The organism is Nonomuraea sp. 3N208, assembly GCF_052245935.1.
Lineage (GTDB): Bacteria > Actinomycetota > Actinomycetes > Streptosporangiales > Streptosporangiaceae > Nonomuraea.
Genome location: NZ_JBQQBR010000032.1, coordinates 50,166 through 62,105, shown reverse-complemented (window position 1 = coordinate 62,105; position 11,940 = coordinate 50,166). Strand labels below are relative to the sequence as shown.

The following is an 11,940-nucleotide window of genomic DNA, read 5'->3' as shown; positions in this document are numbered from 1 at the left end:
CTGTCTTGTTGCCGATGATGCCCACCCGGCACGAGCAGATCCTGTCCTTCGCCGCCCTGGTGCAGTGGACGGGCGCGGTGCGCCTGTGGCAGGGCCAGGTCCTGTCGCTCGACCCGCACCACAGCTTCGTCTTCGCGGCGGGCGCCGGCTTCAGGGTGCCGATGGGTACGGGCGTCGCGCTCATGCCGCTCCGGCACCCGCATGACGCGGCCGTGCACGCCCGTTCCGTGGCGGTGGCCTCCGGCCACCCCTTCGTCGCCGGGATTGGGCCGGGCGGGATCGACTTCCAGCGCAACATCGCCGGCGCCGCGTACGGCAACCAGCTGAAGGCGGTCAGGGAGTACGTCTCCACGATGCGCGGCCTCCTCGACGGCGAAGAGGTGGACCTGGACGGAGAGCACTTCACCGCCCACGACGTGCTGCCGCCCCTGCCGACGCCGCCGGTGGAGATCGGCCTCGGCGTGCTGAGGCCGGCGATGTCCCGCCTGGCCGGCGAGATCGCCGACGTGGCGATCACCTGGCTCACCCCCGCCTCCTACATCCGCGACGTGATCGTCCCCGCGATGGAGGAAGGCGCGAAGCAGGCGGCGCGTCCCCTGCCCCGGCTGGTGGCGATGGTGCCGATGTTCGTGGCCCAGCCCGACCGCGACCCGACCCGCATCGTCCTGCAGTCCAACGCCGGGCACCTCATGCTGCCCCACTACGTCGACATGCTGACCAGGGCGGGCATCGAGATCGACCCGCAGCAGCCGGTCGAGACGGTCAAGCGGCTGATCAGCGGCGGGGCGTTCCTCACCGGGGACCCGGAGGAGATCGGCCGGCAGATGGGCGAGTTCCACGCCGCCGGCGTGGACGAGGTCGTGATCAACCTGACCGGAGTGGCGGGCTCCTACGGGCCGCAGGCGGCGCTGTCCGAGATCGAGACCATCTTGGGGCAGGCCGCACTGTGAAGGCGCCGTCCACCTCACCCCGGCCCGGCTTCTCCCGGCTGCTGCTCGTCGCCACGGGCTCCCTGGCGGCGCGCAATCTGCCGTTCGCGCTGACCCTGCTGCGCGAGTCCCGGCCGGGACTGAGCATCAGGGTGGTCGTGACGCGCAGCGCGGAGCGGTTCGTCACGCGCGCGGCCCTGGCGCCCGAGGCGGAGGTCATGGTGGACGAATGGCCGCAGGACGCCGCGCAGGCCCGCCACGTCGACTGGGCCGAGTGGGCGGAGGTCATCGTCGTCTACCCGATGACGCTCCACTTCATGGGCCGGCTGGCACTCGGCCTGGCCGACACCCCCGCGCTGCTGGCCGCTCAGTGCACGCGCGCGCTCGTCGCCCTGGCGCCGGCGCTGCCGCCCGGCGGGGTGGAGAGCGCCGCCTACCAGGCGCACTGGAGCACCCTGAGCGCCCGCCCGAACGTGGTGCTCGTCCCCCCGCGTCCCGGCATCAGCACCGCGACCGGGCGGCCGGACTCGTGGTTGTCGACGCTGGCGCAGGCGATCGAGGCGGTCGACACACGGTGGGAGGAGCACTCTCGCCAGGAAGCGGCACCCGCCGAGGAGGGCACGGGCCACCTGGTGATGGAGGTGGCGCCCGACGCCGGCGGATTCGTCTGGCGCCGCAGACCGGGGGCGCTCGCGCACAGCGCCTTCCGGCCCGTCGATCTCGCGCTGAACGCCACGCTCGCCGGGCTGCTCGACGGCGCGGACGTACGGCTGGCGCCGGGCGAGCAGCACGGCGAGTCCCGCGTCTACCACGTGGCCGGTGCCCAGTCCGCAGCGCGGATCCTGCTGCGTGACGGCCCGGGTGAGCCGCTGGAACGGCTGCTACGCGGCGTCGGCCGGGCACTGCGCGAGCTGCACGCCCTCCCGCCTGGCGAGGTCACCGGCCCGCCGCGCGCGATGCGCAGGCTCGAGGAGTGGCTGGCCGGCCGCTCGCGCAGCGCGACGGCCGCCGCAGCCGGGGCCGTGCTGGCCGACCGGCTCGGCGCGAAGTCCTGGGACAGGCTGCGCGGGTGGTACGCCGAGCAGGACGCCGATCCCGACGTCGTGCTCTCCCACGGCGCGCCGGGCCTGGGCTCGCTCGCCGTGGACCCGGACAAGGGCACCGGCGAGCTGCTGATCGGCGAGGACCTGTGCGCGGCCCCCTGGTATCACGATCTCGCCTGGCTCGCCGGGGAGCTCGTGGAGATGCGGTGGCTGAACGAGGGCGACCCGCAGGACTGGCAGCGCCTGATCGACGCGCTCTTCGACGGGTACGGCCGGGACCTGGGCGAGGACACGAACCGGCTCGTGGCCGTGAGAATCGCCGTCCACCTGTACGACATATCCGCTTACGTCGGGCTTGACGCCTCGCTCCTCGCCACGTACGCGGGCTTCCTTGATTTCCTTGTCAATCTCGATGGAGGATCGCCGCATGCCCGGAATTCATAGGCGGACGCTGGCGAACGGGCTGAAGCTGCTGGTTGCGCCGGTCCCCGGCGCATCGCGGGTCGCCGTCGCGGCCCACTACCGCGTGGGCTTCCGGGTCGAGCCTCCCGGCATGGAGGGCTTTGCCCACCTGTTCGAGCACCTGATGTTCGTCGGCAGCCAGAGCCTGCCCGACGGCGGGTTCTTCGACCACGTGCGGGACACCGCCGGCGTGGCGAGCGGGCGCACCCACCAGGACTACACGGAGTTCTACCAGGTGGTGCCGCGCTCGGCGCTCGATCAGGCGCTGTTCAGCGAGGCCGACCGGATGCGCGCCCCGAGCTTCACGCAGGAGGCGCTGACCGAGCAGCTGGCCGGCGTCGCGGCCGAGATCCGCGAGATGATCGTCGAACGGCCGTACGGCGGCATGCCGTGGCCGCACATGGCGGGGCTGCTCTACACGTCGTTCGCCAACGCGCATGACGGCTACGGGGATCCCGAGCAGCTGAAGAAGGCGACCCTGGAGGACTGCGAGGAGTTCTTCGCCCGCTACTACACGCCGGGCAACGCGGTGGTCACGGTGGCCGGCGACGTCGATCCCGGCGACGTGGCGGATCGTGTGGAGCGCTACTTCGGCGACATCCCCGGGAGGGAGGCGGCCCCGCAGCCGGACCTGTCCGAGCCCGGGTTCTTCATGGACCAGACCGCCTCCTTCACCGAGCCGGGCATCCCCGCCACCGCGATCACCATCGGGCAGTGGCTGCCGGATCCGGCGGCCGACCTTCCGGGCTACCTCGCGCACGTCGTCCTGGCCCGCATGATGGCCCGGCAGATCACCCCGGACGGGACGTCCGCGGTCAGCACGAGCTGCGGGTTCTTCGGCCCGCTCGATGCGCATGCCCCGGACGCGCTGCTCCTGACCGTCCTCGTGCCGCCGGCCACCCCGGCCGTGCAGATGGTCGGAGCCGTACGTACGCAGTGGGGCATGTGGTCGAAGGACGATATCTCCGGCGAGGTGGCGGCGGCCGTCAACGAGCTGGTGTCCGAGCATCACCGTGACCACGACGACATCGAGGCACGATGCCGCGCACTGGGCCGCCTGGAGACGCTCTTCGGCCGGGCGGAGCTGCTCGACGAGCTGCCGGAGCGGCTCGGCGAGGTGACCCCGGCGCAGGTCGGCAAGGCGGCGGCGCGCCTGCACGGCGCGGCCTGCGCGGTGATGACGATCGAGCCCGGCCGCAGGCGCACCCGGCCCAAGCCCGGGCACACGGAGCGGCCCGAACGCGAGGCCGGCCAGGCCGTCCGGATCCCGGAGCCGGCAGGCGGGCCGAGGACCGTGCCGGGTCGGGAGGACCAGCCGCGTCCCGTGCTGGGCGAGCACGTCGAGGCCACGTTCGGCAACGGCCTGCGGGCCGTCGCCATCCGCGCGGGCGGCGCACCCGTGGTGGAGCTGCGCCTCCGCCTGCCCGCCGGTCCCGTGGGCTGGCGGCGCCCGGACCACCTCGAGCTCCTGGCGCACGTCCTCGGCCGGCGCGCCCGCGTGGGCCTGCACGCCCGCGGTGCGGGCGGCGAGCTGACCGTCAGGACGGATGGGCAGTGGCTCGACGTCGCCGGATACGCCGCCACGGACGGACTGGACGCGTGCCTCGGCGTGCTGTCGGAGGTCCTCACGCCGGCGGCCGCGGCCGAGCCGTTGTCGCAGGGCCGGGCCCTGCTGCGCGGTCGCATGCCGGCGCGGATCGCCGACGACGCGTTGCGCGCGTACCTGCTCGGGCCCGCGCCGTCGGAGGCTGCCGGGCTCGCCGACGTGCACCGAACCGTGATCGTGCCCGAGGGCGGGTCGTTCGTCGCCGTGGGGGACGCCGATCCCGCCTGGATGCTTTCCCGGCTGGAAGACGCCCTGGAGTGGTGGCAGGGGCAGGCGCAGCCGGTGCCCGCCACGGCCGCGGGCGGCGGGATCCTGCTGGTTCCCAGGGAGGATCTGTCGAACGTCCTGGTGACCTTCAGCGCGCCGGAGCCGCCCGACGGCCCGGACGACGTGGCACGCTATCTCGCCACCGGACTGCTCGGCCGCTATCACCGCAACCGCTCGATCCGCGACGCCCCCGGCACCACGGGCCTCGGCGCCAGCGGCTACGAGGCGTTCCTCGGCAGGGACGTCCTCATCGATTTCCCGCGGGCCTACATCCAGGTGATGCGGCCCAAGGAGCAGGTGCCGGACGTGTTCACCGAGGTCCTGGACAGGCTGCCCGAGCTCACGGCCAAGCCGCCGGAGCCTGTCGAGCTCGACCGGGCCAGGGAGTACTGCGTCATGGAGATGTTGTGGGGGCTGGACTCGCCCGCGAAGATCGCCGATCTCGTCCGCATCGGCGTCTCGTTCGGCCAGGGAGCCGGCCTGCTCACCCGCCTGTACGACCGGCTCGGGCAGATCACCGCTGACGAGGTCGTGGAGGCGGCGGTCAGCACGTACGGGCGGATGCCCCTGCCGAGCATGGTTGTCGGCGATATCGAGGCCGACTGGCTGGCGGACGAGATCGAGCGCAGGAGCGGCGAACGTTCAGGCCCGAGAGCGATAGCTTGCGTGACCAGCGAGGGCCAAGTGAGCGCGACCATTCAATAGGTCACCCAACTGGAAGGAGACTGATCGTGGCGCAGCAGGCCGGAGCGGTACGCCTGAGGCCACCTCAGAACGCCGTGCACCCCCGGGCGATCACGATGTGGACCACCCGGTCCGCCGTGGCGTACGGGCTGGTGGCCCTGGTGTTCCTGGGCCTGGCGGCGTTCGTCGACGGGGCGGGGACCCTCTTGCTGGCGTTCCTGACGGCTCTGGCCGGCGCCTGCTACGCGATCGTGGTGCCGCGGTGGCGCTATCGCGTGCATCGCTGGGAAGTCACGGACGACGCCGTCTACACGAGCTCGGGCTGGCTGTGGCATCAGTACCGGGTGGCGCCGATGTCGCGCATCCAGACGGTGGACACCATGCGGGGCCCGTTCTACCAGCTCTTCAAGCTGTCGGCGGTGACCGTGACCACCGCGTCGGCGATGGGGCCGCTGCGGATCGACGGTCTGGACGAGGAGTTCGCCAGGGACCTCGTGGACCGGCTCAACAGGGTCACCCAGGCGACACCGGGGGATGCGACGTGACTGTGGAGGACATGAGGGTGCAGTCCGTCGGCTGGCGCCGGCTCGACCCCCGCATGTGCCTGGTCAACCTGCGCTGGCTGCTACCGCCGCTCGGCATCATCGCCCTGACCGCGCTGGCCTCGGGCGGCGTCAACTGGGAAGATCACAAGCTGCAGATCGTCTCCGCTCTGCTGTTCGTCTACCTCACCTGCAGCGAGATGATCCGCTGGCGGACCACGCGCTACCGGGTGACCGATGAGCAGGTCGAAGTCCACTCCGGCCTGTTGTGGCGGCGTCACGTCGCGATACCCCGCGACCGCATCCGCACCGTGGACGTGGCATCAGGGCCGGTGCACCGGATTTTCGGCCTGTCGATCGTCACCATGGGCACCGGCCAGGCCCTCCGGACCGACCGTCGTGATCAGGTCAAGCTCGACGCCGTCGCCGCGGCCGAGGCGGCGACCCTCCGCGCGGAGCTCCTGCCCCGGGCACAGGCCGCCGCCACGATCCCCGCACCCGCCGAACCGCAGGAAGCCGCCGAGCCGCACGAACCCGCAGAGCCGAGACAAGTCGTCGAGCCGGCGGCGGAGGAGATCGCCCGGATCGATCCGAGGTGGGTGCGGTACGCGCCGCTGAGCCCGCTCGTGTTCGTCATCGGCCTCGCCCCGCTGACCCAGGCGTACAACCTGGCCGAGAGACTCGGCGTTCCCGTGGACATCGAAGGGGCGGTGCTGGGGGCCGTCGCGTTCCTGGAGGCGGCGCCCGGCTGGCTGTTCGCCGTGTTCGTCCTCCTGATGCTGGTCGCCGGGGCGATCGGCACCGTGCTGCTGTTCACCGAGTCGTGGTGGCGCTTCCGACTCGAGCGCGAGCCCCAGAGCGGAACCCTGCGCGTGACCCGCGGGCTGCTCACGACGCGCTCCTTCACGCTGGAGGAGCGGCGGCTGCGCGGTGCCGAGCTGATCGAGCCGTTCATGCTGCGCTGGGGCAAGGGGACCCGGCTCAAGGCGCTCGCGAGCGGGCTGCGCCACACCTTGGACGGCCCGCGCGGCGGCTCCGGCGCGTTGCTGCCCCCGGCACCCCGCCAGACGGCGCACGCGACGGCGGCGTCGGCGCTGGGGGACCGGGAGAGCCCGCTGCTGCCCACGCGACTACGTACCCATCCCCGGGCCGCGCTGCGCCGCAGGATGGTCCGCGCCGCCCTTGCGAGCGCGGCGGCCATCGCCGGGGCGGCGGTGCTCGCCGCGCTGACGGGGTGGTCCGCCGGCTGGTCGATGGCGGTCACCGCAGCGGTCGCGGTGCCGGTCTCCCTCCTGCTCGCGGCCGACTCCTACCGGTCGCTCGGACACACGCTCCACGGTGCCTACCTGGTGACCCGGTCCGGCGCGCTGGTACGCCGCACCGTGGCGCTGCAGCGCACCGGCGTCATCGGCTGGACCATCACCCGCTCGCCGTTCCAGCGGAGGTCGGGCCTGGCGAACATCGCGGCCACGACGGCGGCGGGCACGCTCGGCGCCTACACCGTTCGGGACGTCGGCTACGGGGATGGTCTCGTCCTCGCCGATAAGGCGGTTCCCGGGTTGCTGGCGCAATTCATCGAGCGGGCGGAGCAATAACGCATGATGACGAAGGACGGATATTCATGACTGTTCTGCAGGCAGTGGGGTTGACAAAAAGATATGGACCGGTGTTAGCGGTAGGCAACGCGAGTTTCTCGGTCCGGGCCGGCGCCATAACCGGCTTCCTGGGGCCGAACGGCGCCGGCAAGTCGACGACCCTGCGGATGTTCCTCGGCCTCGACCACCCCACCAGCGGTTCGGCGCTCATCGATGGGAAGCCCATCGGCGAATGGCCCGTCCCCGCCCGCAAGATCGGGGCGGCCCTCGACACGCAGTGCGCTCACCCCAGCCGGCGGGCGATCGACACCCTGCGCTGGGTTGCCAAGATGATCGGGGTCGATCCCAAGCAGGGCGAGGTGATGCTCGACCGGGTGGGCCTGACGGAGGTGGCCAACCAGCGGGTCGGCAGGTTCTCCCTCGGCATGAGGCAGCGGCTCGCGCTGGCCATCGCGCTGATCGGCAACCCGGAGATCGTCGTGCTGGACGAGCCGATGAACGGGCTGGACCCCGACGGCATCTCGTGGATGAAGGACCTCCTGCGGCAGTTCCGCGACCAGGGCCGCACGGTGTTCGTGTCCAGTCATCTCCTGGCGGAGATGGAAGATCTCGTCGACGACCTCGTGGTCATCGCCCAGAGCCGGATCGTGGGCAGCGGCTCGGCATCGGCGTTCATGCAGCGGTTCCAGGTGAAGAAGGTCACCGTCCGGTGCGAGAACCCGAAGGCGCTGGCGCCCGCGCTGGTGAAGGCCGGCGGCCGGGTGCAGGCGAGCGGCTCTCATGGCATCCAGGTCACCGGGCTGGGCTCCGGGCAGGTCGGGACCATCGCGCGGGACACCATGGTGGCGCTCTACGAGCTGCGGGAGGAGCGCAGCCTGCACCACGCGTTCGCGCAGGCCACACAGGACCGGTCGAGCATCAAGGGAGAGGTGGGCTAGGTGAGTTTCGCCAACGTGTGCGCCGCGGAGCTGCTCAAGTTCCGTACGCTCCTGAGCAACAGGATCACGCTGCTGTGCGCCCTCGTGGGCGTGGCTGCCGTGGGCCTGCTGATGGGGTCCAACATCGGTCCCAACGGCAATCTCATCCAGGGCCCGCCCGGCTCGCAGGCCGTTGCCTCGCCCATGCAGTTCGTGATGTTCTCGATGATGATCCTCGGGGTGCTCTCCGCGACGAGCGAAATCAGGAACGGCACCTTCCGGATCACCCTTTCCGTCGCTCCCTGGCGGAGGCGGGTCCTCACCGGCAAGATGGTCACCCTCGCCGCGATCTCCTTCGGTGTCACGATCGTCGGCCTGCTGATCGCGTACGGCAGCTCGCTGATCACCGCGAACGGCACCGCCTACGCGCCACTGTCCGACGGGGGAGCCGCCACCATCCTGGCGTTCCTGGGCAGCGTGCCGCTGGTCACCGCGCTCGGGGTCGCGGTCGGAGTACTGGTGAAGAGCACCGCGGGGGCCCTGTCCATCCTTCTGGTGTGGGCCTTCGCCGGCGAGGGGATCCTGGCGATCGTCCTCCCGGACACCATCGACCCCTATCTGCCGTTCATGATGGTCGGCGCGGGCCCGGGCATCCTTCCCGAAGGGCCGGGGCCGGTGCTGGGCCTCGGGATCTTCGCGGTGTACGTCTCGATCGTGATCGCCGTGACCTTCTTCGTCGCCGAACGGCGGGACATCGCCTGACCATTCGCCACGGAGAAAATGCCAGCTCACTTGACCTGGCCAGGGGGCAGGAGTCAAGTGGTGACGGTGACAAGCGGGGTCGAGGTCGCGAATTGTCGCGTGTTAGGCCGGGACAAAGCTGCTTAAATAGGGGATGATCAGAGGGGAACTAGGGGGATCGTGCCTCTGATGCGCTTTGGAATTCTGGGCCAACCGGCAATTTGGCGCCATGACCAGGAGATCAGGCTCGCCACCCGGCGGTCGCGCGCGGTGCTGGCACATCTGCTGCTGAGCCCGGCCCACTCCGCCTCGATCGAGAGCCTCATCTACGCGATCTACGGGGACGCGCCCACGAAGAGCGCCAGGAACCAGGTGCACCGCGGGGTCGGTGAGCTCAGGAAGTACGGCGTCACCATCGACGTGCACGACAACGTCTACCGGCTGGAGGCGGCCGAGGACACCATCGACGCCTTCGTCTTCATGCGCTTATATGACCAGGCGCGTGCCTTGGCCGGCGATCGAGATCATGCCGGGGCGGCCACGATGCTGGGCGAGGCCCTGGCCCTGTGGCGCGGCTCGGCCCTGGCCGGCCTCGACAGCGAGGCGTTCCTCGCCGAGGCGGCGGTGTGGGACGAGCGCAGGCTCACCGCGATCGAGGCCCGCATCGACGCCGACCTCGCGCTCGGCCGGCACCGCGAGGTGATCGCCGAGCTCCAGCAGCTCGCCGACCAGCAACCGCTGCGGGAGGCGTTCTGCGGTCAGCTCATGCTCGCGTTATACCGGTCGCAGCGGGGCAGCGAGGCGCTGCAGGCCTTCACCGACCTGGAGGAGCGGCTCAGGGAGGAGCTCGGCACCGATCCCAGCCCCGCGCTGCGGGACCTCAGGACACGCATCCTGCGCCAGGACTCCGCCCTCGACCTCAGGACGCGGATTCCGCCCCAGGACTCGGCCCTCGACCTCGGGACGCCGATCCCGCCCCAGAACCCCGGCGAACCGGCGCGCCCGCCGGCGCCCGTGCCACGGCAGTTGCCCGCACGCTCGGGCGCCCTGGTGGGCAGGGACGCGGAGCTGCGGCGGATCACCGACGCGATCGACGACCACGGCACGTGTCCCGTAGTGGTGGTCACCGGGCCGGGCGGCGTCGGCAAGACCGCACTGTGCCTGGAGGCCGCACACCGCGTGGCCGTCCGCTACCCCGACGGCCAGCTCTACGCCGACGATCTGAGCGAGCCCGGCGACGTGCTGGCCGCGTTCCTGACGGCGCTCGGGGGCGCCGCCGACGAGATCCCGGACGGCGTGGGCGCACGCGCCGCGCTGCTGCGCAGCCTGCTGGCCCGCCGCCGCGTACTCATCGTGCTGGACGGCGTGAGCGGCGCCCGCTACATCGATTCCTTCCTGCCCGGGCATCCGGGCTGCGCCGTCCTCGTGACGAGCCGCTCACCGCTGGCCCTGCTGCAGGGCGCCGTCCGGGTACCCGTGTCCGCGCTGGATCGCGCCGACGCCCGGGCGCTGCTGGCCACAGGCGCCGGCGAGGAGCGGATGACGGCCGAGCCGGAGGCAGCGGACCGGATCATCGACCTGTGCGCCCGGCTGCCGGTGGCCCTGCACATCGCCGCGGCCAGGCTGGCCACCCGGCCCCACTGGACCCTCGCCCGCCTGGCCGAACGCCTCGCCGACCCGGCGAAGATCCTCGGCGAGCTGCGGCACGACGGCCAGAGCGTCGTCCCGACGTTGATGCGGGGCTACGAGGTGCTCCCCGCCGGTCCGCGCTCACTGATCCGCAGGATCGGCTTCTACGGCAGCACGGAGGTCACCGCCAGGACCACCGCGGCGCTCGCCGACGTCCCCATGGACGTGGCGGAGAACATGCTGGAAGAGCTGGCCGAGAGCCATTTCATGGTCACCCTGCGGGACGGCGCGCGGTTCCGCTGCCACGAGCTGCTGCTGGGCTTCGGAGCGGGCCGCGCGCTCGCCGAAGACCCCGAGGAGGACCTGCGTGAGGCCGTGCAACGCGCGCTCGGCGGCTGGCTGACGCTCACTGATGCCGCGCACACCTCGATGCGCGGCCAGGACAACTCCATCCCACGCGGTACGGCTCCGCGCTACCAGCCGCAGGGAGCCGCTGTGTGGTCCGGCGAGGGAGCGGCCTGGTTCGACGACAACCTGGAGGCGATACTGGCGGCCGTACGGCGGGCGGTCTCGTTCCCCGAGACGTGCTGGGAGCTGGCCGTCGCACCGCTCGCCCGCTACGAGGCGGGGTCCCGCTTCGACGAATGGCTCGAGTCCCACGAACTGGCCCTGTCCAGCGTCCGCGGCGCCGGGAACGTCCGCGGTGAGGCGGCCCTGCTCTACTCCCTCGGCTATCGCTCACTGCTGGTCGGCGACTACGCCGGTGCGGCCCGCCGGCTGGAGGAGGCCTTGCGGCTCTTCCAGCACCTGGCCGACGACCACGGTCGCGGGCTGGTGCTGCGGTTGCTCGCCGACCTCGACCGGATCCGCCGGGAGCCGGCCAAGGCGCGCCGGACGTACGAGGAGGCCGCCGAGGTGCTGCGCAGGAGCGGGGACCCGGTGGGCGAGGCCGACGCGCTGGGCGGGCTCGCGATGGTGCTGCACAGCACGGGGGAGGAGCAGGCGTCCCAGGAGTGCCTGGAAAGGGCGCTCGTCCTGTGCCGCGAGGGCGGCAGCCTGCGCAGCGAGGCTCAGATCCGGCGCGGGGTGGCCATGCACGCCGCCCGGGCGGGCACACCGGAGGAGGCCTATCCCGAGCTGCTGCAGGCGTTGGAGATCGCCACGTTCATCGGCGATCGGGTCGTGTTGTCGGACATCCTGCTCGACCTCGGCACGACGCGGATTCTGCTCGGCGACCCCCGGGCCGCCTACGACAACCTGCTCACCGCTGAGGAGATCGCGAAGGTCGCCGGCGTGAAGCGGACCGCCCTCCGGGCGCGGCGGGCCCGAGCCTTCCTCAACGGCAACGGCGAGGCGACCCGCAAACCGGCGCGCGACGACCACTAGCGTCGTCCACCGCACGTCACTTCCCGCCGCTTCGGTGCGGGTCCTTTGGGTGAGGGGTGGCTGTCCGCGTCCCTTCGGTCCCGCCGCACTTCAGTGCGGGTCCCTTCGGGAGGGGAGGAGTTGCGTTGGGCGACGGTCC

The 11,940-nt window shown here is 71.8% G+C and carries 8 protein-coding genes; all 8 read left to right on the top strand.

The window, feature by feature from the left end:
* The first annotated feature begins 14 nt into the window (after positions 1-14).
* The 8 genes from ACTWPT_RS39605 (at position 15) to ACTWPT_RS39570 (ending at position 11,801) form a co-directional block, all read left to right on the top strand.
* Positions 15-950 carry an LLM class flavin-dependent oxidoreductase gene (locus ACTWPT_RS39605; protein WP_443182658.1) on the top strand — a complete coding sequence of 312 codons (936 nt, stop codon included), beginning with the start codon at positions 15-17 and terminating at the stop codon, positions 948-950.
* Positions 947-2,416, top strand: a complete 1,470-nt coding sequence (locus tag ACTWPT_RS39600; protein ID WP_443182657.1) for a flavoprotein — start codon at positions 947-949, stop codon at positions 2,414-2,416. The genes ACTWPT_RS39605 and ACTWPT_RS39600 overlap by 4 nt, the downstream gene beginning before the upstream one ends.
* Positions 2,400-5,012 carry a M16 family metallopeptidase gene (locus ACTWPT_RS39595; protein ID WP_443182656.1) on the top strand — a complete coding sequence of 871 codons (2,613 nt, stop codon included), beginning with the start codon at positions 2,400-2,402 and terminating at the stop codon, positions 5,010-5,012. Before ACTWPT_RS39600 ends, ACTWPT_RS39595 begins: the two co-directional genes overlap by 17 nt.
* A 23-nt stretch (positions 5,013-5,035) precedes the next feature.
* Positions 5,036-5,536, top strand: coding sequence for a PH domain-containing protein (locus ACTWPT_RS39590; protein WP_443182737.1), 501 nt, complete (start codon positions 5,036-5,038; stop codon positions 5,534-5,536).
* Positions 5,537-5,547: 11 nt separating this feature from the next.
* Positions 5,548-7,128 carry a PH domain-containing protein gene (locus ACTWPT_RS39585; protein WP_443182655.1) on the top strand — a complete coding sequence of 527 codons (1,581 nt, stop codon included), beginning with the start codon at positions 5,548-5,550 and terminating at the stop codon, positions 7,126-7,128.
* 71 nt (positions 7,129-7,199) lie between these two features.
* The gene (locus ACTWPT_RS39580) at positions 7,200-8,066 is read left to right on the top strand and encodes an ABC transporter ATP-binding protein (protein ID WP_443182654.1); all 867 of its coding nucleotides are present in this window, start codon (positions 7,200-7,202) and stop codon (positions 8,064-8,066) included.
* A complete protein-coding gene (locus ACTWPT_RS39575; protein WP_443182653.1) occupies positions 8,067-8,807 on the top strand; it encodes a hypothetical protein in 741 nt (246 codons plus the stop codon).
* Positions 8,808-8,975: 168 nt separating this feature from the next.
* Positions 8,976-11,801 carry a BTAD domain-containing putative transcriptional regulator gene (locus tag ACTWPT_RS39570; protein ID WP_443182652.1) on the top strand — a complete coding sequence of 942 codons (2,826 nt, stop codon included), beginning with the start codon at positions 8,976-8,978 and terminating at the stop codon, positions 11,799-11,801.
* Positions 11,802-11,940 lie beyond the last annotated feature (139 nt).

What these genes read in the sequence shown, in the direction of transcription:
- ACTWPT_RS39605 (WP_443182658.1), top strand. Translation starts at nt 15, where the DNA reads ATGATGCCCACCCGGCACGAGCAGATCCTGTCCTTCGCCGCCCTGGTG.
- ACTWPT_RS39595 (WP_443182656.1), top strand. Translation starts at nt 2,400, where the DNA reads ATGCCCGGAATTCATAGGCGGACGCTGGCGAACGGGCTGAAGCTGCTG.
- ACTWPT_RS39585 (WP_443182655.1), top strand. Translation starts at nt 5,548, where the DNA reads ATGAGGGTGCAGTCCGTCGGCTGGCGCCGGCTCGACCCCCGCATGTGC.
- ACTWPT_RS39570 (WP_443182652.1), top strand. Translation starts at nt 8,976, where the DNA reads ATGCGCTTTGGAATTCTGGGCCAACCGGCAATTTGGCGCCATGACCAG.